A 26353-nucleotide genomic window follows, 5' to 3' on the forward strand; every position below is an offset into this window, starting at 1 on the left:
TCTGTGCGAGCTCCGCCCGTTCGTTGTTAGCGCACCGTGTTCGTGTCCCGCCATGTTCCGGCCATGAAGGAGTCTCTTCGGCAGATCGGACCGTAGAGTGCCTGGAATCAGAGTAACGAATATTGCGCGTTGCGTCTCTCTCAGCGGTTGGAGATCCGGCCGGCGACAATCCGCTCGAAGGCGTTGATCTGCGATGTGTCGAGTGGAATAGAGCTGAAACCCCCGACGCCCTCTCCCGACTTGGGAAAGAGATTGTCGAGCGGAGGCCAGTAGAAGATCACTTCCTCGATACCTATTTCCTGGTATGCGCCAACGTACTCATCGAATGCGTCCAGCGAGGCGAGCGGATCGTCGAGGGTCCGATAGACCAATACGCTGCGCGTGATACTCCGGGGATCGCGTCCCTCTTCCTCACAGATTGCGTCCAGACGGTCACTGAGCCGCTTCGTGCTGGCAACTGCTTCTGCAAGGGAGATGCGCGCCGATGGATCCCGGGCGGCCGGATATGCCTGCCCGCCGAGCGTGTTCCATCCGTCGGCGTGGCGAGCAGCAGTCCGGAGTCCGCGTTCGCCATGGGCGGCAACGATCAAGGGCGGTCGACTGGATCGAACCGGCTGTCCTGCCTGGGCGTCCCGCACGGTGTAGTAGCGGCCCGAGAAACTGACCTGCTCGCCCCGCAGGAGTGGGGAAAGAATCGCCGCATACTCTTCCAGCCGTTCTGCGCGTTCCCGCGGATCCCAGTCGTCGTAACCGAGTGCCCCATAGTTGTTCGAATAGCCACCGGCGCCCAGACCGATCGCGATGCGCCCTCCGCTGATATGGTCGACTGTATGGACCTGGACAGCCAATACCGCCGGGAACCGGAACGGGGGCACGGTTACCATGGTCCCGAGCCGAATGCGCCTGGTCTCGACCGCCAGCGCGCCGAGCAGCGTCCACGCTTCGTAATCCACATAGGCTGGCGTGAGCACGTCGTCGTCGACCCAGGCGCTGTCGAACCCCATGCTCTCGAATTGGCGAATGCGCTGAACGAGTTCCCGATACGGGCTCCGGCAAAAGTTCATGACCCCGAAACGCATCTGGCCCATTGCATGTCTCCTCACCTGACGGGCCGTCGCGGATCGGAACGTGGCACATGCAGTCCGTCTGTCACGCACCGACCCGCATGCGTTGCCAAGCGCAAACCATGCTGACGTGCCGGCGCTGTGCCGTCACTCCAGCGAAGTCTGGCAACCGGACCGCGTCAAGAGCACCTGAACGGCCAGCTATCGGCTGAGCTTTGCGATGCTGCCAGTTTACCGCCGACAACGGCATCCGGTTGCCGCAGGGCCCACTACGCAGGACGGAGACGTGTCGATGGCCGGATGTCATCGACCGCTGGGCTTGTTCGATCTGTTTCCGGCCAGCGGTCCGGTGTTTCGAAAGTGGATGTCCCCGCCTCATGCAGGAGGGCTACGTCCCTTTGTCGCTCCGACCGCGCCCTTCGTCATTCCGACCGCGCCTTTCGTCATTCCGACCGCCCCTTGTCATTCCGCGCGCCCTTCGTCATTCCGACCGAAGTGGAGGAATCTCTCTGGATCCTGGCGACGAGGTTCCGCGCCGGAGGCCGGGTTTCGGGCAACAAGAGATCCCTCGACAAGCTCGGGATGACGATGGGGTGTATTCGTCATTCCGACCGAAGTGGAGAGCCCGCCCTGAGCGCAGCCGAATGGGAATCTCTCTGGATCCCGGCGACGAGGTTCCGCGCCGGAGGCCGGGTCTCGGGCAACAAGAGATCCCTCGACAGGCTCGGGATGACGATGGGGTGTATTCGTCATCGACCGGTGTCATTCCGACCGAAGTGGAGGAATCTCTTGTTCTCGGCGACGAGGTCCGCCGGAGGCCGGGTTTCGGGCAACAAGAGATCCCTCGACAAGCTCGGGATGACGGTGGGGTGTATTCGTCATTCCGACCGAAGTGGAGGAATCTCTCTGGATCCCGGCGACGAGGTTCCGCGCCGGAGGCCGAGCTTCGGACAACAAGAGATCCCTCGGCACGCTCGGGATGACGGTGGGGTGCGTCATTCCGACGAAGTGGAGGAATCTCTTGTCTCGGCGACACGGTCCCTGATGTGGAGGCCGAGCTTCGGACAACACGAGATCCCTCGGCAAGCTCGGGATGACGGTGGGGCGATACGAGATCCCTCGGTAGGCCCGGGATGATGGCGTGTGGGGTCAGCGGTTCGAGACGCGTGCCGCGACGACGCGTTCGAAGGCGCGGCGTTGTTCGGCGGAGACGGGGATATCGGCAACGCGGCCGAGAGGGCCGAGCGGTTTGCCGGTTGGGTCGGGAATCGTGTTGCCAAGCGGCGGCCAATAGAAGGCGATCAAGTCGATGCCGATTTCCGCGAAGGAACCGACGAACTCATCGAAGGCATCGATCGACGACCATGGATCGACCAGCGCACGGTCGAGCAGGATGCTGCGGCGCACGGTGGCGGGGTCGCGACCCTCTTCACGGCAAATGGCGTCGAATTTGTCGCAGAGGTCTTTCTGCTTCGCGACCGCTGCGGCCAGATCGACCGGGGGATTGGTGTCTTCCTTCCCCGGCTCGTGCATGTTGACCACGGTGTTCCAGCCTTCGGCGAAGCGGGCGGCGTAGCGCATACCGCGCGGTCCGTGGGCGGCAACCGTGAGCGGCGGCCGTGGACGCTGAACCGGCGGGGTGACGAAGTCGACCTGCGCGCCGTAGTAGTGCCCCGCGTAGTCGATCGGCTCGCCCCGCAGCATATGCGCGACGATTTCCACGAACTCCCCGAAGCGATCCGAACGCTCACGCGGAGACCACGGCTCGGCGCCGATGGCCGGATTCCCTTCTGCCGCGCCACCGGCTCCTATGGCCACTTCCAGCCGCCCGTTCGACATCTGGTCGATGGTCAGAGCCTGCATGGCCATCACCGAGGGAATACGAAAGGTGGGCACTGTGACCAGGGTGCCGAGCCGGATGCGCTCGGTTGCGACCGCCAGGCCGCCGAGCACAGACCAGACGTCGAAATCGGCGTAGCTCGGGGTGAAGAGGTCATCGTCGATCCAGGCGCTGTCGAAACCCATCGCTTCCGCTTCCTGCACATCGCGTTGCAGATCGGCGTAGGGAAGGCGGGTGAGTTTCATGAATCCAAATTGCATGTGTGAGAGTCCCTTTCGAGGATGGTGAGGGTGCGGTGGCCCTGCGCGACGGTCGGGTACGGGAGGATGGGCAAATCGACGGTGATGATCGACGGTCGAGCGGGTGGTGCGGGCAAAGCGAACGGGTTCAGCATATGTCGTACTGAACCCGTTCGCACTCGCATTTCGACCTGTGCGGTTACCGCAGCGATTCCTCGATGTCGGAGATGGAGGCTTCCAGCCGGTCGATTTCGGCGTTGTTGTCGGCGATCGACTCCTGCAGGGCCGAGATGGTGTCCTGCAGGACGGTGGCCTCGTCTCCTGATGCCGTGGCAAGATCGGCCTGGGCGGCAGCGAGCGCCTGCTGGTTGGCAGCGACGCTGTTCTTCAGACCATCGAGCTGCTCTCGCGATTTGAAGAGCGCTTCCCGAATCTTCCCTTCCCAGGTGACGGCGCGGCGCGCGCCTTCGGCAGCGGCGTTGACCTTGATGTCTCCAAGCGCCTTGCGCACGCGGCGGTCGAGCTGGTCCTGCCGATCCTTGCGAATTGCCGGAAGCGCGTCGTATTCGCTCTTGAGACGTGTGGCTTCGTCCTGCGCGGCGACTGGGTCGCCAGAGTAGGCCAGCGCCTCGATAGCGGCGACGATCTGCTCCTTGCCCTTGACGGCTTCGCGGGCTTCCTGCTCGCGCTTGGACTGCGACTCGAACCGGCGGTCGAAGAAGGCGTTCTGCGCGCCGCGGAACTGATCCCAGAGCCGGTTGTCGAGGTCGCGGTTGCCGGCAGTGCCGACCGTGCGCCAATCGGCCATCATGCTCTTCATCTCTTCGAAGGTGGCTTCCCAATCCTCCGATGTGGAGAGTTCCCTGGCGCGCGCCACGAGGGCTTCCTTGCGGGACTTGTTGTCCTCATAGAAAGCGGTGCGGCGATCGTAGAAATGCTGTTGCGCCTCGCGGAACTGTTTCCAGAGCTCTTCGTCCTGCTGGCGCCCAGCGCTGCCGACCTTTTTCCACTCGGCAAAGAGGTTGCGCAACGCCTCGCTGGTGCCGCGCCAGTCATCCGAGGTGCTCAGCTCATGCGCTTTGACGATCAGTTCTTGTTTGAGCGCAGCGTTGGCGCCCCATTGCTCCTGGCGTTGCTCGAAGTGCTGGGAACGCCGCTGGTTGAAGTACTCGCGCGCGGCGATGAAGCGGGCCCAGAGCGAATCGTCCGACTCCTTGCCGGTGGCGCCGACTTGCTTCCATTCTTCGAAGAGGGCCTTGTAGGCTTCGCCGGTGACGCGCCAGTCGGTCGATTCCTTGATCTCCTCGGCACGGGCGATCAGCGCTTCCTTGGAAAGCTTCTTGGCCTCGATCTCCTCGACCAGCTTGGCTTCCAGCGCGCGCAGCCGAGCGAAGAGCGCATCGAAATCGCCGAGCGCGTCGGCCTTTCCAGCGCTTGCCTTGAGCTTGCGGATGCGTCCGAGAATACCGACCTTGTTCTTGGCGGTCTCGGCATCCGACTCGATCAGATCGGCGTCTTTGCTGAACTGAGTGAATGCTGCTTCGAGCTCGGCGATCTGATTCTCTGGATTGTCGTAGGCCGTGCCAACGACATGCCCGCGGTAGTGTTCGGTCGTGTTCTGGTGAATCCTGCGCTTCTGGTCGATGAAGCCAAAGGCGAGGACTTCCACCGGCACGACGGGCTCCTCAGCCTCGGCCGCAGCCGCATCGGCTTCGGCCGCCGCGACGATCGCATCAGCGGCAATCAGGTCGGCCGCGGCCACCGATTCGCCTACCGGCGCCTCGGATTCGGCCACTGCGGAATCATCCGCGGCAATTTCGGCGTCCGGCGCAATCGACTCAGGCGCTTCCGGCAGCTCGACCTCGATCGTCTCGATGTCGACTTCCTCGACGACAATCGCTGGTTCCTCGGCTTCACTGGACGACACAGGAGCCTCGACCTCCGCCGCGAGGGAATTCTGCTCCGCAATCTCGGCGACAGCTTCCTCGTCGACCGGTTCCATTTGCTTTTCTTCGATTTGGTCGATCACTGTTTCTTCCATAGAGCTCACACGAAACCTCCGATGCGTCGGAAGAGTTTAGCGGTTTTCAGCATATGCGTGATAGGGGATCAACAGACGACAGGGCAGGAATCCCGTGTTTGGCGCCCAGAATCCCCCGAACGAACCATTCGACCGTGCTTCCCGGTGCTGCTTCACATGACTCCGGGCGTATGGCGCTCTCACGCGTTCCAGGCTGATTCCAATACCCCGAGGTAGTCGGCTTCGTCCATGACGCGAGCGTTGCTGGCATTGGAGAGGTTGGCGACCGACGCGGACGCGATCCAGGGAAAGTCGTCTTCCCGCACGCCGGGCAACTCGCGGAAGCGCGGAATGCCGATCCGCTGCGCCAAATCGACCAGATACCGGGATGCCTGCTCGGCCGCGTACCCCAACTCGTCGTCCTCGGTGGCCACGCCGAGGGCGACCGCAACATCGGCATGGCGTTTCGGATCGGCGGGGGCGTCGAACGCGAAGATCCAGGGGAGAAAGGTCGAATTCGCGATGCCGTGCGGAGTGTCGTAACGGCCGCCGAGCGCTTCCGCGATGCAATGCACCGCGGCGACATCGGCATTGCTGAACGCCATGCCGGCGATGGTGCTGGCAAGCATCATCTGCTCGCGCGCGGCGGTGTTCGATCCGTCCGCCACGGCGATCGGCAGGTTCGGACCGATCAGGCGAATGGCGTGCAAGGCCAGACCGTCGCTGATCGGTGTGCCGCGGGTGCAGGTGTATGCCTCGATGGCGTGGGTCAGCGCGTCCATACCAGTCGAGGCCGTAAGCAGGGGCGGCAAGCCGAGCGTGAGCCCCGGATCGACGATGGCGATTCTTGGCGCGATCGCCCAGTCACGCAGGGAGACTTTGATCTGCCGGGTGGTGTCGTTGACGACCGAGCTGCGGGTGACTTCACTGCCGGTTCCGGCTGTGGTCGGAATGGCGATGAGCGGCAGGGGTGGTTCGACAAACGTGCGCGGGGCGACCCAATCGAGCGCGGTGCCGCTATTGGTCGCCAGGCCAGCCGCGGCCTTGGCCAGATCGATCGGGCTGCCGCCACCGATCGCAACGATTGCTTCCGCGCCGGTCGCGCGGGCCAGTTCGGCCGCGGCAAGGCACTCGTAGTCGCGCGGGTTCGGGCTGACCTGATCGTAGATGTCGAATGCGATGCCGGACGCCGAGAGCGCGGCCTCGATCTGGCCGGAGATTCCAACCGCCCGGACGCCCGAATCGGTAACGATCAACACACGGGAGACGCCGAGCTCGCTCGTCAACGCTCCCGCTCGGTCGGCGGCGCCGTATCCGAAATGAATCGCTGGAGCAACCCGAAAGGCGCCGCTCACTCAGCCTCCCACGGGTTTGCGAACGCAGGCGCCGTCTTGGCGTTTTGGGTCGCGGTTGGAGTGAGGATCGAGTACTGCTTGAAATTGTTGACCAGCAGCTGAGCAGAGAGCTCGGTTGTCGCGGCGACCGTGCCAGCACCGCTCTGCCCGGTGGAGCCAGCCACCAGAGGCAGTTCCGCCTCTCCGGCGTCGAGCGCGAGACCGGTCGCGTCCGCGGGTGGCACGAAGACCAGCACGACCGACGTGCGATCGCCGGGGCCGATCTCCCGCGTGTCATTCACGCCATTGTTCTCGGTCATTCCAAGGTATGCGGCGACCGCGCCGGTGGCGGAATCGAGATCGAGCGGTTCTCCCTCAGCACGCGCGAGCTTGAACTGGGACATATCGAGCACAGCCGGGCTGGAACCAGGGTTCGTGACGTCGACCGTCACGACCACCCAGCGTTCGTCCTGCAACGGGCCGAGCGTCAGATCGGGCAGTGATGCACCCATCTGGAGATCGGTGATCTCGAAGTCGAGCACGCCGGTGTTTTCGGCGGGCGCCTGGGTTGGCTCGATGATGTCGCCCGGTGTTTCGGTCGCCTCGTCTTCCGGAAGCGCGTTTTCACTGGCTGCAGGTTCATCCGCGCCAGCCGGATCCGTGGTCGGCTCGGTCGCCGGAGCTTCCGTTGCATCCGGCGGGGCAATCACTGGCGCGTTGGTTGCCGCCGGTTCGTCCTGGGCAGCGTTCACATCAGTGCCGGGCGGATCGGTTTCACCGCCGCCGACGCCAAGGGCCACCGCAGTCTGCTCAGCGGGCGAGTAGGTCGGTTCGGCCTGCGTGGAACTTGGACCGCTGGCGACGTCCGAATCGTCTTCGGTGACAGGAGTCTTCGTCGGCTCAGGGACCGCAGTTTGCCTGGGTTCGGTCGTTGGTTCCTGCGTCGGGGTTCCTGGTGGCAACTCGGCCACGGTCTGAATCTCGGGAGTGTTGTCTTCGAACCGATCGCGAATTGCGGAGTACTCGGGCAGGAGCCCACCTTGCCAGGCGGCGATTCCGGCGATCGCCAGGAAGAGGGCGGCAAAGCGCATGGCCCAGGCGCGGCGATTGCGGCGTTCGCGGTTATCCATGCCGTCGAGCGGCTTGAGATTCCAGTCGTTCTGGCGCGGAATGACATTTGCCGCAGGGTCGACCGCGCCGGCCGCCAGTTGAGGCGTGCCGGACCAATCCGGCATGGGATCGGGCGGTGGGGCGATTGGCGGAAAATCATCGTCATCGAGAGCGGCATAGACCGGGAAAGAGGGCAGTGGATCGACCGGCGCCGGGCTATGCTTGCGCCCATAGGGCGCGGGGCGCGCCGGAATGATCGGTTCGTCATCGAGGAACATGCTCGAATCCCAGGTCGGGTATTCGGGCTCATACCGTTCTCTCGGAGTGAGCACATCGACCAGTTCGGCGGCGGCCAGACGCCCCTCGCGCACAATGATCGTGATCGATTCGGGGAGCCGCTGCCCGGGAGTGAGCACTTGCAATCCGACATTGCCGGTGCGGCGCATGGTTGGTGGCGCATAGAGCCATTCGTGCCGGATATCGAGCGCGACCGCCCCGCCGCGGATGAGCGCCAACCGCTCGTTCGTGACGACCAGGAGGCAGGCGAGATCGGTGTCACCACCCGCAACGAGGATCTGCCCCTCCCAGAGAATGCCTTCGGCCTGGAGTTGGCGCCAGGCGCTGCCGCGGGGGCGGCCAACGATGGGCAAGTCGTCTGACATGGGTGAGTCCCTCTCGAGCGGTTCAGCATCCGCGCGTTCCAGCAACACGCGCGGTAAACGGGTTTTCGTTTCCGGTGACCGTTGGGGGGACGGGGAACCGGCTCGGGCGGGGGCTGTGACAAGCCGTGACAATCAGGCATACGTACACAGTGTACGTACAGTCTAGCACAGGGACGTCTACCGGTACGAGGGTCTGCAAGCAGGGAATTTCCTGAGACAGACTGGACGAGCTTCGGTCAGAGTCCAGGCCAACGCTCCCAATCGTCGTGGTCGATGCCCTGAACCTCAAGAGGTGAGTGCAAGATCGTTCTGGGGACCGATCTGGCGTTTTGTGAAACGAATCACAAGCGCAATGCGTTCTGATCTCCAGAGGGAATGCACGAGCACATGCTGGGGTGCGAAATCAGATGGACACACAACGATTCGACGCGCTGACCCGGGGGTTCGGCACGCGCGCTACCCGGCGGGAGGCTTTACGCTGGATCGGGGCTGGTGTCCTGGGTTCGCTCGGTTTTTCTCGTGTAGCGACCGTTGCCAGGGCGCAAGCGGAACCGGGGACCTACGGCGATCCGTGCGAACCGGTGGACGGAAGCTGTCAGGCGCCGTACACCTGCTTCGAGGCGATATGCGATCTTCCTCGCGGTTGCGTGGGCAACGGGCAACCGTGTGTGGACGACTTTCCATGCTGCGCCGATGAAGGACTTACCTGCGTCGAGGGTATCTGCACGATAGCCACCGAAACGAGTTTGCCCGCCACCGGGATTGGGATTCCACACGATACTGAACGCGTTGCGGGATTGGCGCTCGCCGGGGCGGCGGTGCTGGTCGCGGGCAAGCTGATCCGTGACAAGGAACGCGATCCGGAGCTGTAGTGTCGACATGCGCGGATTCGCGCTAGCTGCTCATCTGCACCAGGCGTTCGCTCAATTCCGGAGATGCCGATGATCGTCGATGCCCATGCCCATATCTTTCCGCAGCTTGCCGGGGCGAGCGGCTACCCGTCGGAAGCGGATCACCGGCGGTTTCTTCAGCTCTACATCGCCACGCATGGGGAACCGGTCTATCGGCTGCGGGATTCGGCGATCGTGCCGGAGGCGGCATCGGTACTCTTTTCGGGGAAACTCGATTCGCTCGATCGGCTCAACGACGATGCCGGTTTTCGCGTTGGACGCTGCGGGCGATTCGAGTGGGAGTTCGAGGGCGAGACGCACTATCGCTCGTTCCTGCCGCCTTCCTTACAAGATATGGTGGCGCCGGTCGACTTTCTGCTGCAGTCGATGGCGCGTGCTGGTGTCGACATCGCGGTGCTGCAGAACGCTGGACTCTATGGGCGACTGAATGCCGAATTCGCCGAAGCGGTGCGGGCGCATCCAGGGAAGCTCATCGGGCTGGCGGACGCGCGGCCATCCGAAGCGCACACTGCCGACGAATGTGCCCGGCTCACGCATGCCGTGCAGGAAATGGGGCTGCGCGGCGTCTATTTCGCCAACCGCGGATTCATCACCGGCGGGTATCTCCATGCCATCGACGATCCCGCGCTCGCTCCCTATTGGGAAACCGTGCGCTCATTGGGAATTCCGATCTACTGGGAAATCCTTGGTGTGCCGATGCCAACACCTGAGACCTATCTCCGCGAGCTCGACCGGCTCGATCGATGGCTGCAGCGGTATCCGGATATCCCGTGCGTGTTGACACATGGATTCGCCCCCGAGCTGCTGGAGGGGACGATTCCCGATCCGGTGCGGAGACTGCTTGGGCGCGAGAACCTGATGGTCGAGCTGCTCTACCCCATCCACTGGGGACGGTTGCACGACTATCCGTGGCCGGAGTTGCGTCCAGTCATCGAACAACAACTTCGCCTGGCGGGCGCCTCGCGTCTGGTCTGGGGTTCGGACATGCCGAATGTCGAGCGCAACTGCACCTATCGACAGTCACTGGAATATCTGCCGCGGATACTGGGCGATGTCATTCGACCTTCAGAGCTGGGTGCGATACTGGGTGGAAATCTGATCCACCTCTTTTCGCTCTCATAGGCCCCTCCCCAGCGAAGCGATCGATCACGCCATACGTGCAGGGCAACTGCATGCGCATGGGATTCGCTCGGTCGATCGTTTGCGCCCATGGCGCCGTTACGGGGTATGCTTTGTGTATCCCCGCCCCTGACCAACGAGTCGACGCCATGCACTGCGCGGCGAAACGCATTTCGAGGGAGGGTCACATATGGACGATCGTCGCTTCGATACGTTGGCAAAGTCGCTCGGCACATTGCAGAGTCGCCGGGCAGCGCTCAAGGGAGCGCTCGGCGTCGGTTGGGCCGTCATCGCCGGAAAAACGCTGCAACCGCGAGAATCGAGCGCCGCGCGGCGTCCGACTCCGACTCCCAAGCCGCCAACCTGTCCCCTGCTACAGACCTACATCGACGGCAAATGCGTGTGCAGCGATCCACTGGACGTTACCTGCGGTCCGGAGTGCTGTCCACGACACATTACCGAGTGCTGCGACAACGCGTGCTGCTTCGGAACCTGTTATGACGAAGAGCTCTGCTGTCTGCCGGGAGAGGTCGGATACAACGGTTCCTGTTGCACCCCAAAGAGCTGCGCGGACCTTTGGCCAGACTATCTCCTTAGTTGTACCACCGGGATCGACGACGGCTGCGGCGGCACGATCTTTTGTGGCTGCCCAGAGGGATGGGAGTGCAGCGGCGGCGGTTCGGGGACCTGTCTCAACATGACGACCACCTGTATCGCCGACTTCAGCGTGTGCGGCTTGTACCCACAGCTCGCGCAATGTGTCGGTGGCGGCGGCTACGCGTGCAGCCCTGATATCGACGGGACAAACACGTGCGCAACGCACGAGCTCGGATTCTGTGGCGGCACGTGCACGTCGGATGCCGAATGCGAGAGCGGATACGTCTGCGCGCAGGCATGCGACCAGTTCTGTGACAACTACGGCTGTCTGCAACTGCCGCCAACCTAAACCGATTCGCCAGACCATGCGGAAGCATCGTGATCGCTGGATACAGCATCTGTAACGCTGCATCCCTGTATCGCCGACGTGGGCACGGCGCATCACGAGTGATGGGCAACAAACCGAAGAGCAGCGCTATCGATGTTCGGCGTGGCAGGAGATGCCCCGTTCGAACCGCACATGCCGCGACCGGTGCGATCCATGTCGATTTTCACGCGAGACGCTCGACCATGTTGCATCCGACGTAAGGACGCAAGGAGAAACAATGGGACGTATTCAGATCGATCTCTTCACAACGCTGGATCTGGTTGCTCAGGCCCCGGGAGCACCGGACGAAGATCCGGAGGACGGTTTCGCATTCGGAGGATGGCAAGCACCGATGATGGACGAAGTCGTTGGCGAGCAAGTCCAGCAAAGTATCTTCACGACCGACGCGCTGTTGCTGGGGCGGAAGACATACGAAGCCTTCGCGGAGTATTGGCCATCGAAAGCAGATGATTTCGCCGGCGGGATTGCGGGGTTGTTCAATCGCATCCCGAAGTACGTCGCCTCGCGGAGTAACCCTCGGCTCGACTGGACCGGTTCGTCGCTGATCGGTCCGGACATTGCGGCTTCAATTGGCGAGATCCGGGACCGGCACGAGAGCGTACACGTCATCGGCAGCATCGACTTCGTGCAAACGTTGCTCTCAGAGCGGCTGTTCGATCAGCTGAAACTGATCGTCTATCCCATCACCCTCGGATCGGGAAAGAAGGTCTTTGGGAATGGAACGATTCCGACGAATCTGAAACTCGCCGAACCGGCTGTGACCACGCCGACGGGAGCCGTGATCCTGCACTATGAGCTTCTGGATGGCATTCCCGCGACCGGGACGATGGGCTAGGGACGCTCGATCGAACGCTCGAACTGGCTGCGCGGCTTCTCCGGAATCTGTAATTCTGTATTCTTGTAGATGCAGATGCTCAGGAGGAGTGCCATGGTCAGCAGCAAACCAAAGAGCCGCACCGTCCACGTTCTACGCGGCGGGCAAATCACGATCCCTATCGAGTTCCGGCGGGAACTCGGGATCGAGGATGCTTCCCTGATGGAGGTGACACTGACCGAACGCGGCGACTTGACGTTGCATCCCGTCGAAACCCGGCCGAGAGGCTCATCGTGGCTGCGCGAACTGTATGAGGCATTCGCGCCGGTCCGTCAGGAAGCGATCGACAAGGGATACACCGAAGAAGAGATCAATGAATGGATCGATGAGGCCGTTCGTGAGGTTCGCGCCGAGCATAGGACCTCTCACGCCGAATGAGCTCAGTATCCGGAACGGACGATGAGCCACTGCGTCTCGTGATCGATGCAGTCGGATTCGTTCGCGCATTGATCAATCCACGCAGCGCATGGGGTGCGATCGTCTTCGTTCACTCTGAGACCTACACCATCGTGATTTCGAACGAGATCGAAGACGAGATTCTGGATGTGCTCGAGCGTCCCAGCATCACGCGAAAGTTCGATCTACTTTCAGGATCAATTCGTTCAAGGCTGCGCTGAACAGGATGAGCCTCGCTGAGGCCGATCGCGTCGCACTGGAATGAAATTCCGAGGATCTGTCGTGATGCAAACGATGACAAGATCCGCTCGCAACCGCTGTCGCTGGGTCCGCGGAATTGATTGCGACCAGACAAGGTTTGATTCTCTTGGCACTACGATCTCTAGGTTACGAAAATTGCGCCAGCTTTCTATCCATATACGCGTGATTCTCATTGAGCACCTTGATTTCAGACAAACAAGAGCCGCCCAGCTTTAGTCGTTGGGTGGCTCTCGCCCATGGTTCGATTGGTTACTGGCTACGAGCAGCCGAGGCTGTTGCCGCAGTTGAGACAACGGTAGCAGGAGCCGTTGCGAACGGTGATGTGCCCGCAGTTGTCGCAGAACGGGGCGTCGCCCATCATCTCGGAGAGCTGGGCGTCGAGCGCGCCGCTCAGGGTAAGCGTGGCGGTGCTCCGTTCGTAGCTCACTTCCAGTTCCCCATAGTGGCTGTGACCGTTCTGGCCATTCCCGTTGCCGTTCGTGTGGCCGTTGGTCCTGGCGGTTGCTTCGGCAACCGGGACCGCGACCGCCGCCACTGGCTCGGCCGTTGCGGCTTCGGATTCCGCTTCGGCAGCTACTGCCCGAAAGGGCTCGCTGTACTCCGGAGTGCCGTACTGCTCATCGTCAGCGTCGTCGAGATCGGGCGGAACCTGCGCCAGATCGGTACGGCCGAGGTACTCCAACCCGAGCACGCGGAAGGTGTAGTCGATGATCGAGGTGGCCATCTTGATGTTCGGGTGGCCACTGACCATGCCCTGCGGCTCGAAGCGCGTGAAGGTGAACGTCTCCACGAACTCTTCCAGCGGCACGCCGTATTGCAGGCCCTTGGAGACCGCGATGGCGAAGCAGTTGATCATCGAGCGGAAGGCCGCGCCCTCCTTGTGCATGTCGATGAAGATCTCGCCAAGGCGGCCGTCCTCGTACTCGCCCGTGCGAAGGAAGACCTTGTGTCCCGCCACGCGCGATTCCTGGGTGAAACCGGTGCGGCGCGCCGGGAGGCGGCGGCGATACGGTTCCGGGTGGCCGATCGCTGCAGCGACAGCGGCTGCCACCGCGGCTTGCTTTTCCTCTTCGGCTTTGGCCAGCGCATCGGCAACCGCTGCCGCGACCGCATCATCGATCCGCTGCTGAATGGCTTCCTCGCTGACGGCGGCAGCCGCGCCGGAACCGGACTTGGTGGAGAGCGGTTGGCTGAGCTTGGACCCGTCGCGATAGATCGCCATCGCCTTGAGGCTCTGGTGCCAGGACTGTTCGTAGGCATCCAGGATGTCTTCGACCGTCGCTTCGTTGGGCATATTGATCGTCTTGGAGATCGCGCCGGAGAGGAAGCTCTGGGCGGCGGCCATCATCTTGACATGCCCCATGTAGTGGATGAAGCGGGTGCCCTTCTTGCCGCACTTGTTGGCGGTGTCGAAGACCGGCAGGTCTTCATCCTTCAGATAGGGCGCGCCTTCGACGGTCATGGTGCCGCAGATGTGCTCGTTCGCTGCCTCGATCTCGGCCAGCGTGAAGCCCAGCCGCTTGAGCAGATCAAATCCGGGCGCGCTGCTCTCCTCTTTGGAAATGCCAACCCGGGCCAACGCCTCTTCGCCCAGAGTCCAGACATTGAATGCGAACGGAAGCTCGAAAACGCCCGGCAACGTCGCGTTGACCTTGTCGATATCGGCGTCAGTGAACCCCTTGGCCGTGAGCGACGCGCGGTTGACGAACGGCGCGCCATCGAGCGTGAGGGTGCCGAGCACATAGTCGAGAATCGCCTTGCGCTCGGTCTCGCTGTAGCCGAGGTTACGCAGGGCCGGCTCGATGCTCTGGTTGGCGATCTTGAAATAGCCACCGCCGGCAAGCTTCTTGAACTTGACGAGCGCGAAGTCGGGCTCGACGCCGGTGGTGTCGCAGTCCATGAGCAGACCGATGGTGCCGGTGGGCGCCAGCAGGGTGGTTTGAGCGTTGCGATAGCCGTACTGCTCGCCGAGTTCCAGCGCGCGGTCCCAGGCGTCCTTGGCCGCGGCCACCAGCTCGCCAGGGGCGAGATCGGCATCGAGACCCATCGGCGCGACGGTCAGTCCCTCGTACTCCGCGGCCGGGGCGTTGTACGCGGCGCGGCGGTGGTTGCGAATGACGCGCAACATGTGCGGCGCGTTCTTTTCGTACTCCCTGAAGGGACCGAGCAGCCGAGCCATCTCAGCGGAGGTTGCATACGACTCGCCGGTCATGATGGCGGTCATGGCGCTGGTGAACGCGCGGGCCTCGTCCGAATCGTAGGCCAGCCCACGCAGCATCAGCGCGGTGCCGATGTTGGCATAGCCGAGCCCGAGGGTGCGGAAGTCGTACGAGAGCCGGGCGATCTCCTTGCTCGGGAACTGCGCCATAAGGACCGAGATCTCGAGCACAATGGTCCAGACACGCACCGCGTGCAGGTAGCCCTCGATATCGACCGCGCCGGTTTCCTCGTCCACGAACTTCATCATGTTGAGACTGGCGAGATTGCAGGCCGTGTTGTCGAGGAACATGTACTCAGAGCAGTTGTGAACAACGAGGCCGTTCGCCACGAAGTGATTCGTGCGTGGCTCGGTCAGGTCGTAGACCGGCTCATCGCCAATCAACGTGAGCGAGGCCATCGTGTCGGTCATCGGTTCGGAATAGGTTGAGACGCGTGCGTTCAGCGAAGCAAGCCTGGCCGCCTTATCGCTGCTCGACATGAAACCGATTTCCCGTTCGAACTGGAAACGGCCACTTCGGCTGATACGTAGGCTGTGTATTGCAGAACGCTGGTAGACCGCACCTTTGACGTCCCGCTCACCAGCCGGCATGCGGTCACGATAGAGCTTCGCCTTGATGCCGAATGAGAGGAGCATGAGTTGAACCTGCTCCAGCAGCTCGATCGATGTGCTATCGAGCGAAATGTATTGCGACTTGTCCCCGTAGTCCGCGACGGTGCCATCCGTTGTGAATAGTCCGCGCAGAATCGCCGCCTGGGTAGCACGGTCAAGGTCATAGATAGCGTCTGTGAACTGCTTGGAAGCCGCACCATGGTCGATAACCGCATACCGGCTCATTAGGCTGCGCACTGGTGCTGCAGACGTGCCTACCCGAAGCGAGGTTGGCGTTTCGGTGACGGTACGAGTCCGGCGTGCACGGCCATCTTCGTCCTGCGCAGTGATCGCGGCGAGACCATTCGCGAGCTGCTCTGCGAGCGCACGCTCGTTCTTGCTGACGGTGATGAACACGTGCCCCTGAGCTCCGGTCATGCAACCATCACCAACCGCTGCACCGATGACTTCGGCAACATCGGCTTGCAAGCTTCTACTTCCGAAACCCGCGCCCTGCAGCATGAGTTGATCGCCCGGCTGGAGCTCTGAGGCTGGCACATCACCTCGGTTTGCAGTTTGAACCCTGTGATCGGCAGTCAGCCGCAGCCCGAATCCCGCTTTGGTGCGCAACTGATACACCGGCTTGATCCCGGTCGGGAAGATGCGCGTGACCTGAGCTGCTTCGCCATCGCCGGCAACGATCTCAGCAGTCTGGCCGACCAAGTCCTCAATTCGGCGGAGGCCGGACGTCGTTGCCACCAGGGTATCGCCCGTCACGCACGGGTTCGACGCGTTGATCCGGCCGGATTCGGGGCAGGTGTGCCATTCGTTGATGGTGGTGTCGTACTGGACTCCGGGATCGGCGGATTTCCAGGCGGCTTCGGCAATCTGGTTCCAGATGTCCCGTGCGCGCACGGTCTTGTGGACCGAACCGTCGGTGCGGCGGATGAGATTCCAATCGCTATCGGCGCGAACGGCGTCGAGGAAGTCGTTGGAGATGCGCACCGAGTTGTTGGCGTTTTGGCCAGAGACGGTAGCGTATGCCTCACCGTTGAAATCGGCGGAGTAACCGGCGTCGATGAGGGCCTGAACTTTCTTCTCTTCGCTGGCTTTCCAGCCGATGAAGGCTTCGACATCAGGGTGATCGACATCGAGGCAGACCATCTTGGCAGCGCGGCGAGTGGTGCCGCCGCTCTTGATAGCCCCGGCGGCGCGGTCGCCCACGCGCAGGAAGCTCATCAGGCCAGAGGACGATCCGCCGCCGGAAAGCGGCTCGCCTTCACCCCGCAGGTTGGAGAAGTTCGTGCCGGTGCCGGAACCGTACTTGAAGAGCCGCGCCTCACGGACCCAGAGATCCATAATGCCGCCTTCGCCGACGAGATCGTCATTGATGGACTGGATGAAGCAGTTGTGGACGATGACGTTGTTGGAAAGGTACTGACCGCTCTCGGTCTGGATGTCATAGACCGGGCGTACGCCTGTCATTTCGATGCGGTCGACAACTTCCTCCCGAAGCGCCGGTAGCTCCTTGCCCGGAAACTCGGGTGAGCACGCGAGATCGAGCTTGCCCTTCTTATCAGAAGAGACAAACCCAATCATCTCGGCATATCGGTTGCGAGCCGTCGCGTAGTCAATCGAAACCTGATACGGCGTGCGGCGATTTTCGCGCTTGTCGCTGCCGCGACTAATGCGGGAATAGATGCCATGGTTGGCAAGCAGAGTTTGCACGCCTGCTGCCAACGGCTGGGAAACGGTGGTGAGCACGATATCGGACGTGCGGCTCGCGCGCTGGCGCAAGCGGACCGTGCCATCGGCCTGGAAGAGCGACTGCAGATAGGCGCGCTGCGCCTCGGCGCCCGCGCGCTCGATGGCGGCAGGAACCTTCAGCTCGTCGTTGCCTCGCAACAGCTCGTACTTCTCGACAAACGGTCGCAGCTCTTCGCCATAGAGGCGGATGCGGCGGATATCGAGCGCATCGTCCGCGCTCTCGACAGCACGGACCTTGACATGGTGGCGTGGGAAGACCCGCTCGACTCGTTCCATGACGTGCCGGAACTCGTCATCGTTGATCGTGATGAATTCCATGGTCAGGCTGCGGTTCGTGCCATGGTCGTACTGCCCCACGAATCCGTCGCCCTGGAGCCATCCAACCAGCGCGGCCTCATCGGTCGCCTCGACTGTGGACAGATCGGTTACGCGCGTGACGGTGGCGTGCAAGAGACGGTCGCCGGGGCCAATTTCGTCGACGCGTTTCCACATGGCCTGAGCGCGGCGCTTTGCGCGCACCTGGATCAGGTGATCCGGTGTTGCCTCGATCGCCTGACCGTTCTTGAGAACGATGCGCCAGACCGGCTTTTCGCCGTTCGCTTTGACCGCGACGACTCGCGTCGTGCCCAGACCATTGGACGTGCCGTCGTAGACGCGCAGTCCAACGAGATTGCGATCGACGATGTCGCCGATTGGCATCGGCCCAGTTGGGGTCGAAACGCGGGCCTCCCATGGCTGGCACGCGTGGGGTTGCGGGTGGGTGTAAGCGTCATCCGACTCCTTCACCTCGCCCGTGATCGGGTCGGTGTAGAAGTGGCCCTGGGCGGGACCGGTAATGCCGTACGCGTAGTTGATGCCGGTGTTGAACCACTGGGGCGAGTTGGGCGCGGCCATCTGGTGGATGAGCATGTAGACGAGCTCATCGTAGAACGCCTGGGCATCGGCCTCGGTGGCGAAGTAGCCGTGCGTTTCGCCCCACCATCGCCAACAGCCGGCGAGACGGTTGAACACCTGCTTGGCGGAGCGCTCTGGGCCAAGGACCGGTTCGCCGTTCTCATCGCGGATGATGCTGCCATCGGCGGCATACTGCGGCACGCCGGCTTTGCGGAAGTACTTGGAGACCATGATGTCCGCGGCGACCTGCGACCAGCCAGCCGGAATCTCGGCATCCTTCATTTCGAAAACGACCGATCCGTCCGGATTCGTGATGCGCGAGGTGCGCATGGTCCAGGCTGTCGAAGCAAATGGATCGGCGCCCGCCTGCGTGTAGTAGCGAGGAATGGTGAGTCCCTTCATCGCCTTCTTCGACTTCACGGTGGCGCGCTTGCGCGTTTTCTCCATGATCTCCGCCTGAACCTTTCCACCGGCGGCCCACAGCCCGGCCGCCCGTCCATCTCGATGGCCATCACATACCCGCGCGTGTGACGAAACCGCACTGCGACGCCCGGCGACAGCGACGCCAAGGGACGGCCAACGCCGCCCTCGGTGCACCCACTCCCACCGACAAGATCGATCCCACGAGTTTTTACAGTGGAACCACAAGAAGTAGTAGCTAGCGCTCTGTCGGGTTACTAGATATGCTACTTCTGTCCGACTCAGTCTACGTTCCCACAGCCGCAAATTCAACACTTGCCACGCGGTCACATCTTGTAGTTTTCAGGAGTGTACGTACAGGATTGACCCTTGGCAATTCCCATCGGGCGTTATGCGAAAACCAAGGTGTGACATCGAGTCGACCCCTCGCACGCGCCTGCAAATCACAGTAGTCAAATCTCTGCAAATCAAGGGGATTTCTTTCGATTCGGCCCAGCGTCGCACAGCGGTTCTGTCAAGCCGACACCTCGATCGGAACCGCCATAGCTTGTACGGGCAGCTGCAGAGGTCCGCCGGGGGGTGGACATGACCGACCGAGAACAACGTATCATTGTGCGAATTTTCGTTCGTCAAACATGTGCAGAATGGCGAACGGCTACCGATCGTTGCGCGATTGCCATTGTTGCGTCCGTTCCCAGCACGACACAGGCAATCAGCTGTTTTGCGGAGCTTCAGCTCTTGTGAGCATGCACAGCGCGCTCATCGAGTTTCCGACATAGGCGACAGGAAAGACAGCGCGCCTCAGGAGAACCACCCCCGATGGATAGTGATCCCAAGTCGGCTTTGGGCCTGCTCAATCACGGTATCCAGAGATTCGACGATGGCGATCTGGCAGGAGCGCGGGATCTCTTCGCGCAAGCGCTCCGGGAAGAGCCGGAGAACGAGGTTGCGTGGCTCTGGCTCGCGGAGGCATCGGACGACCTGGGAGAGAAACGCTACTGCCTCGACCGGGCGGTGGCGATCAATCCCGACAGCGCGGGTCTCCCGAAACGGGAAGCACTGCGGACGGCACGCGTCGAACCTGCCGTGCCAGCAGCGATCCGCGATCTGGCGAAGCCCGGCCTCCCGCCAAGCCTGCAGGCAGCAAAACCCGCGACCGCCAGCTCGTTTCGCAAGAAGCTGCCTTGGCGCCGGTCAAGCGACAAGGCGAGCGGACCCGCGGCCACGCCGCTGCGGAGACCCTGGGTTTGGGTTGCGTTGGCCACGGCCGCGGCGCTCCTCCTGGTTGGCGCCTGGTACGCATTCCTTCGTTCGGACGAGCCAGCGCTGGATGCCATTCACTTTGCCGTGGTGGCGCCGCTGACCGGCGAGAATGCGAGTATCGGCCGAGAAGTGCGCAACGCGGCCATGATTGCCCAAGACGACATCAACAGCTCGATATCGGTTGGTCCCAAAGTCGAGCTCGTGTTCTTCGACGACCAGAACGATCCCGATCTGGCGGTCGAGGTCGCAAAGCAAATCGTGGCCGACGACCGAATCGTTGGCGTGGTGGGGCACGGCACGAGCGGCACCTCGTTGGCCGCCGCGCCGATCTATGCGGCGGCGGACATGCCGGTGATCACCTGCCAGGCCACGATCGATGCGCTCTCGGACTTTCCAAACTACTTCCGCACGATCTACGCCAACTCCGATGAGGCCCGGATTCTGACCCAGTATCTGCAGGTCGATCTGGGACAAGATCGGGCAAGCATCGTGAAGGGAACCTCCGCCTTCGAAGAGTCGCTCGGCGTTGCATTCGAGAACAAGTTCGGGCAACAGGGCACGATTTCGCATGTCTGGACGATTGGGGACGACCAAAAGGCCTCGATTGCGTCGATCGTCGAAGAGATGCAGGAAGCCGACGATGTGGGAACGCTCTTCCTGGCGCTGACCGAAGACAATGCCTACGAAATGATCCTGCAGCTCCGCAGGGCCGGTCTCGATCCGCTCATCGTCGGTTCCGAGACGATCGGCACGCAGGGATTTGCGCAACGCTTCGCGTTTTTCACCGAGGAACAGAGCGAGCCCGGCTTCTTCACGCACAACCTGGTAGCTGTTTCGCCGCTCTTGTACGACTCGGTGGGCGGAGCAACGCTCTCCTTCGCCAACAACTACAAGGAGGAATACAAGAAAACGCCGGGGTGGCGCGCAGCGAAGACCTGGGACGCGCTGAACGCGCTTGCGCTCGCCGCCCAACGCGGTCTGAATGTTCCCGAGGGATCCGAACTGCCCGACCTTCGTCCGACGATCATCCGTGAACTGGGCAAGATGACCGATCCAGCGACCGGGTTCCAGGGACTGGCCGGTCCGGTCTACTTCACCGAGGGCGGCCGATCTCCGCAAGGTCTTTCGCTCGGCATGTTCGACGAAAGAATGCTGATCAGCGCGCCGGTGCAATACCGCATCATCGACAACGAAACGAACTACGACATCGAAGCCGAGCTGGCCGCGGGCAGCGTCATCGAGCTGGATGGCTACTATGTGCGCCGCTATCGGGTGGTCTATGTCGGCGTCGAGATGATCGAGCTGCGGGACCTGTCGACATCGAGTCAGTCGTACACCGCCGATTTCTATATCTACTTCCGGTACAACGGCGACGATGCCCCGCTGAACATCATGTTCACGAACTCGGCTGACAGCGCATTGGGGCTCGGGGAGCCGCTCTCTGAATCCGTCACGGCCAGTGGGATGAACTATCGGCTCTTTCGTGTTCAGGGAACGTTCAACGAGCCGATGGACTTTTCGGACTATCCCTGGGACCAACACCAATTGACGATTCGTTTCCAGAACCCCGATTCGACGCAAAACGACATCGTCTACGTGGCCGATCCCGCAGCGACCGCCATGACGCAAGAAGAGCGGCTGCGAAGCTCATTCGATCTGTCCCGCCCCTTCAACCGCGTTCCGAGCTGGATCGTGCACGATCTGGAGTTCGAACAGGTGTCGATTGCCTCCACCGCAGATGCGTACGACACGGAAGGGATCGTCTACTACTCCGAGTTTCGTGTTCTGATGAACACCGGCCGCGAGGTGAGCTCGTTCCTCGCGAAGAATCTTCTGCCGCTTGCGCTGCTGACCCTCGTCACCTATATCGCCATCTGGTTCCCCGCGGAACAAGCCGGCGCACGCGTGGGCTTTGCAATCACAGCGCTGCTGTCATCGTCCGTCATGCTCAATGCCATCTCGAGCCAGCTTCCGGACATTGGCTATAACGTTGCCATCGAATGGGGGTACTACGCCTATATCGCGCTGTCCGCGGTGCTCGTGCTGCTGACGATTGCGGTCGACCGGGCATACAAGGCGAAACGACGCGGACGCGTGCGCCGCCTCGATGGGTTCATCCGGCTGATGTATCCGCTCACAATCGCTGCAGTGGTGGGACTCTACTACCTGGTCTACCGCGAAGGGGAGCGGTTGTCGGGTGGGCAGGACAACATCCGCACCGGTGTCGTCATCATCCTGGGCATCGTGCTGGCCCTATCGGCGCTCGTGGTGTTCTGGCCCGATCATTTCGATCTGCGGACGCTGAAGGGATACAACGATCCGGACCTCGACAAACTAATCGATCCAGGGGCAGAGGCGGCATCTTAGCGTTGCTCCGAGAACATATGCCTGTCCGATGGGTGCTGAATTCGGCAGCCACGGAGGACTGCTCCTACGCGAGGGCGTCGGTCCAGGAATACGTGTTTCCGCACCGGTTCCAGCTTGTCGTCATGACCAGCATGCCTACCGGTGGTCTGGCGCCGTCCACGGCTGCCACGAAAAATGAGCGCGGGAGCGATCGAGCGTGCGCAGGAGCGGCGCTCCGATGAGCAGGATGATCGCGGCATTGGCGACGGCGCGAAAACTGTCGTACCAGAGCGAGGTGACCAGATAGAACCGGGCGTAGTGCTCGACCGATTCGGCCGCCGTAAGGGAAGGGTTCCAGTAGAGACCGATATCCTGCCCGGCGCCTGGCGCGGCGAAGGGCCAGGAGGAGAGGTTGAGCAGAGCGCCATAGGCAAATCCGGCAAGCGCACCGAAGGCAGCCAGCACTAGCAGACGGGAACGCTGATTCTCCGGCCGTGGGAGGAACCCCGCCGCCATGCCAACCCAACCCGCCCCCAACATCTGAAAGGGGAGCCACGGGCCGATTCCACCGGTGAGAAACGCGGAGACCAGGAGGGTGAGCGCGCCCATCTGGAAGCCGAAAACAGGACCAAAGACCGCCCCGACCAGGATGATGAGCGCGAAGATGGGCGAGGCGCCAAGAAACGTCGGGATCAGGCGCAACGAGGCATTGGCGGCCACGAGCACACCGAGAAGCGCCACCAGCTTGGATGCCGCGATCCCGCCGAGCCGTTCGCCCGCCGGGTCGAGTTCGATGGCAATCGCGATCAGGCAAAGCACGGTGACCAGCGCGAACAGGATGGGCGCATCGCCAGCGCGGGCGCGATTCTCATCTGCTGGCGAGAGCATCGGCACGACAAACGGATAGAGGAAGGCGGCAACGCCAACCAGCGAAGCCACGCCGACCAGAATCCACGATTGGGCGCTGAGCCCGTGGTGTTCCCGGCGCCCCGCGTGCGATTTGTGCAACTCAGACAAGACGATCGCCTGTCACGCAATTCCCTACGACGAATGTGATAATGTGGCCGCACATGATCGATCCGGCGCTGTGCACTCTTAACAATGCCGCCCAACGCTCCAAGGTGACGTCGCGATGGCTGAAATTACAATAGGCGATCTTCTCGCGTGGGAACCTCGTCTATCGCTCTATCACGACGATCTCCTTGCCGGCAGCGAACTCAGCGCCGCGGATGAGGACCGCGAAGTCACCTGGGTGGTGACGGTGCGGGCGTCGCAACCGGTGCTGCCCCCTTTGCGCGGTGGCGAGCTCGTCATCGTTCCCCAACGGACCGTCGTGGATACGGGCATCCCCTTGCAGGAGCTCTTGCGCGAAATCGCCAGCCGAGGCGCGACCGGCATCATTTTCGATGCGCCGTTCGTCGCCCCGGGCGGGTTGGTGCGATTGTTGGCCGATCCGATCCCGGTCGATCTCGAGAGCGATGTCAACCGCCTGCTCACCGAGCAGCGGGGCGCAATCTATCAATCTGGCACCGAACTCGGCCGCGTTCTGCAACAAGCGAATTCGCTGGGTGTCGACGTCGAGCATGTGCTCAAGTCGGCGTCTGACTATCTGGATATGGATGTTGCGGTGGTCGGCGCGAATGCAGAGCTCGTTGCATCGACTGGTCCGCAAAACGGGAACCCACCCAGGCTGCGCGCGGTCTCCGGCGCGCACGCCTGGAATGGCGACTATTACGGCACGCGGCTGGCGGGCTCCGAAACGCTCTGGCTCGGTCCGGTAACCAACGATCGACGAGCCTTGACCCGATTGGTGGCCGACCGTCTCGCCGTAGCGGTGGAAGCCGCCCTGGCGCATGCGGTGGACGTTCGGCCGCGGGGAAGCGCGCGCGCGGTGGCGCTGGCGGGAATCCTCTCTGCGTCGGCAACGGATGCGGCGCGCGGGGCAGCATCGCTTGGACTTCCGGCGAGCGGGACGTATCGGGTCGTGCTGAGCTCGAGCGGCACTGACCGGTTGTCGATCCAGCGTGATCTGGCGCCATATGGGTCGGTGCATGACGCAGCCGAGTTCGACTCCTATGCCGCCACCTTGATCGAGGTGCGGGGACGGGTGAAACCGCCGGAGTCCGAGCGCAGGCCCCGTCTTGCGGGAGCGCCGCGCCCTCCCGCTCCCCGTGGTCGTTGGTCAGCGATTTCGGGCCCAGTGTCCGGAGCAGGCCAAATTCCCGAAGCGGCGCGGCAGGCGCGTTTCGTGGCGGCGTTGATCGAGCATGGGCTGGTGGACGGCGAGACCGTGCGGTTCGACCGTGTTGCCGACGTCGGGGTTTATCGCCTCCTCTATCCGCTCTGGGGATCGCCGGACCTCGACGCCTTTGCATCCGATGCGCTGGGCAAGCTCCTGACGGCCGACCGGCGCGGGACGTTGCGGGCGACCTTGCTGGCCTATCTGGAAGCGGGCGGTTCGCAGGTGGAAGCGGCTGCGCGGCTGGGTGTGCATCGCAACACCCTTTCGTACCGGCTGAAACAGATCGGGACATTGACCGGCGCTGAGCCAATCAACCCGGAAAGCCATCTGGCGTTGCATATGGCGTTGTTGGCATCGATGCTGCCCCCGGCTCCATAGCGCATTCGTCATCCAGCGCCTGCTCCCGGATACTCCTTTCGGAGCGTGTGCAGCATCCCCCGCCTCACGTACGCTTCGATCGTTGCCTGCCATCTGGGCGAGCGAGTGTAGGGAAGAAGGGCGCGGATGCCAGACGATGCGGACCGGGAAACGCAGAGCGCGACGTGGCGGGACGTTCAACCGCGGCACTTGGTGACGATCGTTCTGGTGCTCATCGCCCTGACGATCCTCTACCTCTCACGCGGCAAGCTCGGCCCGTATCTGCTCGCCATCACCCTTTCCTATCTCCTCTTGCCGGTGGTGCGGGCGATCGCGGGACGCTTGCCGGCAGAGGGACGATTGGCGCGTTTCCGCTGGCCGATCGCCACGATGGTGTCGGTGGTGATCCTGATCGTTTCGGTGGTCGTGCTGGGCACGCTCATTGCGCAACCGGTCATCGACGATATCGATGAGATCGCCGAGCGGTTCCCGGAGTACTGGACCCAGTTGACGACCGATTCGCGCATCAGCGACTGGTACAACGAATTGGCTCCCGAAGAGGCGCAGGCGTGGATCAACGAAAACTTCAGCAACCTGGGGCAGACGCTGTTGAACTATGCCTCGACACTACTCGACTATCTCTTCAGCGCAACCGGGTCGATCATCGAGGCGGTGCTTGCCTTCATCATCGTGCCGGTCTTCATGATCTATGTGTTGATCGATCGCCCGAGCGCGCAGCGGGAAATCCGCAAGCTGATGCCAGAACGCTGGGTGGATGACACACTGGCGGTGGCGGCGATCGCGGATGGCATCATGGCGGCATATACCCGCGGGGTGATCATCAGCTCGGTGGTGGTAGGACTGATTACCGCGGCAGCGTACTGGGCAGTCGGCATCGAGATGTGGTTGGCGTTGGGGGTGATCGCCTTTCTCGGTGAGATCGTGCCGATCCTGGGACCGTGGATCGCGTTTGTCGTCTCCTTCCCGGTCGTGCTGGTGACCCAACCGGACAAGGCGCTTTGGATGGTGGCGGTCTTCGGACTGATCCAGGCGCTGGAGGGGTGGTTCATCTCGCCCAAGATTCAGTCGAACTCGATCGAATTCCCGCCGGTGATCGTACTGCTGGCGCTGGCGATTGGAGGCGAAGTGGCCGGAGCGGTGGGAGTCGTGCTGGCGCTCCCCGCAGCGGCGATCCTGCGGGCGCTCAGCGTGTATGTGTTGCGGCGGGTGGATGGGCTGCGTCCTGACGCAGCCAAGGAAGGACTGCTGCCGAGCGGCGCCATAGGATTCGAGATGAACTCGCTCAAGGTGTGGGAACGCGGGGCGTAGCTGCAGAGCGGTAGCGGCGAGATGGCCGCTTTCCGCCTTCCTACACCCGTTTTTGCAACCCCGGTCAGGGCACGCAGCCGCTGCCCCCGCCTCCACTGACTACTGACGGCT

The 26353-nt window shown here is 62.5% G+C and carries 16 protein-coding genes; 9 read left to right on the forward strand and 7 right to left on the reverse strand.

Going from position 1 to position 26353, the window contains the following annotated elements:
* Positions 1-140: 140 nt before the first annotated feature.
* From R2855_06415 to R2855_06435, 5 genes are all read right to left on the reverse strand, one after another.
* Positions 141-1088 carry an LLM class flavin-dependent oxidoreductase gene (locus R2855_06415; protein MEZ4530649.1) on the reverse strand — a complete coding sequence of 316 codons (948 nt, stop codon included), beginning with the start codon at positions 1086-1088 and terminating at the stop codon, positions 141-143.
* 1125 nt (positions 1089-2213) lie between these two features.
* Entirely contained in the window at positions 2214-3164 is a 951-nt protein-coding gene (locus R2855_06420) for an LLM class flavin-dependent oxidoreductase (protein ID MEZ4530650.1), read from the reverse strand.
* Positions 3165-3342: 178 nt separating this feature from the next.
* A complete protein-coding gene (locus R2855_06425; protein ID MEZ4530651.1) occupies positions 3343-5172 on the reverse strand; it encodes a DUF349 domain-containing protein in 1830 nt (609 codons plus the stop codon).
* A gap of 191 nt (positions 5173-5363) precedes the next feature.
* On the reverse strand, positions 5364-6518 hold the full coding sequence (locus R2855_06430; GenBank protein ID MEZ4530652.1) for an iron-containing alcohol dehydrogenase: 1155 nt from the start codon (positions 6516-6518) through the stop codon (positions 5364-5366).
* A complete protein-coding gene (locus R2855_06435; GenBank protein ID MEZ4530653.1) occupies positions 6515-8269 on the reverse strand; it encodes a DUF4352 domain-containing protein in 1755 nt (584 codons plus the stop codon). The genes R2855_06430 and R2855_06435 overlap by 4 nt, the downstream gene beginning before the upstream one ends.
* Before the next feature lie 407 nt (positions 8270-8676).
* On the opposite strand from R2855_06435, the gene R2855_06440 reads away from it, so the two are divergent.
* From R2855_06440 to R2855_06465, 6 genes are all read left to right on the forward strand, one after another.
* Complete coding sequence (locus R2855_06440; protein ID MEZ4530654.1) at positions 8677-9141, forward strand: hypothetical protein; 465 nt, start codon at positions 8677-8679, stop codon at positions 9139-9141.
* Positions 9142-9210: 69 nt separating this feature from the next.
* Positions 9211-10302 (forward strand): amidohydrolase family protein, encoded by a 1092-nt coding sequence (locus R2855_06445; GenBank protein ID MEZ4530655.1) that lies wholly within the window; start codon positions 9211-9213, stop codon positions 10300-10302.
* A gap of 187 nt (positions 10303-10489) precedes the next feature.
* A complete protein-coding gene (locus R2855_06450; protein ID MEZ4530656.1) occupies positions 10490-11245 on the forward strand; it encodes a hypothetical protein in 756 nt (251 codons plus the stop codon).
* A 256-nt stretch (positions 11246-11501) separates the two neighbouring features.
* Positions 11502-12119, forward strand: a complete 618-nt coding sequence (locus tag R2855_06455) for a dihydrofolate reductase family protein (protein MEZ4530657.1) — start codon at positions 11502-11504, stop codon at positions 12117-12119.
* A 93-nt stretch (positions 12120-12212) separates the two neighbouring features.
* Positions 12213-12536 carry an AbrB/MazE/SpoVT family DNA-binding domain-containing protein gene (locus R2855_06460; protein MEZ4530658.1) on the forward strand — a complete coding sequence of 108 codons (324 nt, stop codon included), beginning with the start codon at positions 12213-12215 and terminating at the stop codon, positions 12534-12536.
* Entirely contained in the window at positions 12533-12775 is a 243-nt protein-coding gene (locus tag R2855_06465; GenBank protein ID MEZ4530659.1) for a hypothetical protein, read from the forward strand. Before R2855_06460 ends, R2855_06465 begins: the two co-directional genes overlap by 4 nt.
* Before the next feature lie 296 nt (positions 12776-13071).
* Here R2855_06465 and R2855_06470 read toward each other — a convergent pair whose 3' ends face one another.
* A complete protein-coding gene (locus R2855_06470) occupies positions 13072-18732 on the reverse strand; it encodes an LAGLIDADG family homing endonuclease (GenBank protein MEZ4530660.1) in 5661 nt (1886 codons plus the stop codon).
* 792 nt (positions 18733-19524) lie between these two features.
* Between R2855_06470 and R2855_06475 the strand changes: the two genes are divergently transcribed.
* On the forward strand, positions 19525-22335 hold the full coding sequence (locus tag R2855_06475; GenBank protein ID MEZ4530661.1) for an ABC transporter substrate-binding protein: 2811 nt from the start codon (positions 19525-19527) through the stop codon (positions 22333-22335).
* A 135-nt stretch (positions 22336-22470) separates the two neighbouring features.
* On the opposite strand, the gene R2855_06480 is transcribed toward R2855_06475, so the two are convergent.
* Entirely contained in the window at positions 22471-23253 is a 783-nt protein-coding gene (locus R2855_06480) for an ECF transporter S component (protein ID MEZ4530662.1), read from the reverse strand.
* Positions 23254-23446: 193 nt separating this feature from the next.
* Between R2855_06480 and R2855_06485 the strand changes: the two genes are divergently transcribed.
* Together R2855_06485 and R2855_06490 are read left to right on the forward strand one after the other, a co-directional pair.
* Positions 23447-24934 (forward strand): helix-turn-helix domain-containing protein, encoded by a 1488-nt coding sequence (locus R2855_06485; GenBank protein ID MEZ4530663.1) that lies wholly within the window; start codon positions 23447-23449, stop codon positions 24932-24934.
* Positions 24935-25060: 126 nt separating this feature from the next.
* Positions 25061-26242, forward strand: a complete 1182-nt coding sequence (locus tag R2855_06490; GenBank protein ID MEZ4530664.1) for an AI-2E family transporter — start codon at positions 25061-25063, stop codon at positions 26240-26242.
* The last annotated feature ends 111 nt before the right edge of the window (positions 26243-26353 follow it).

The sequence above is a fragment of the Thermomicrobiales bacterium genome, from assembly GCA_041390825.1.
Lineage (GTDB): Bacteria > Chloroflexota > Chloroflexia > Thermomicrobiales > UBA6265 > JAMLHN01.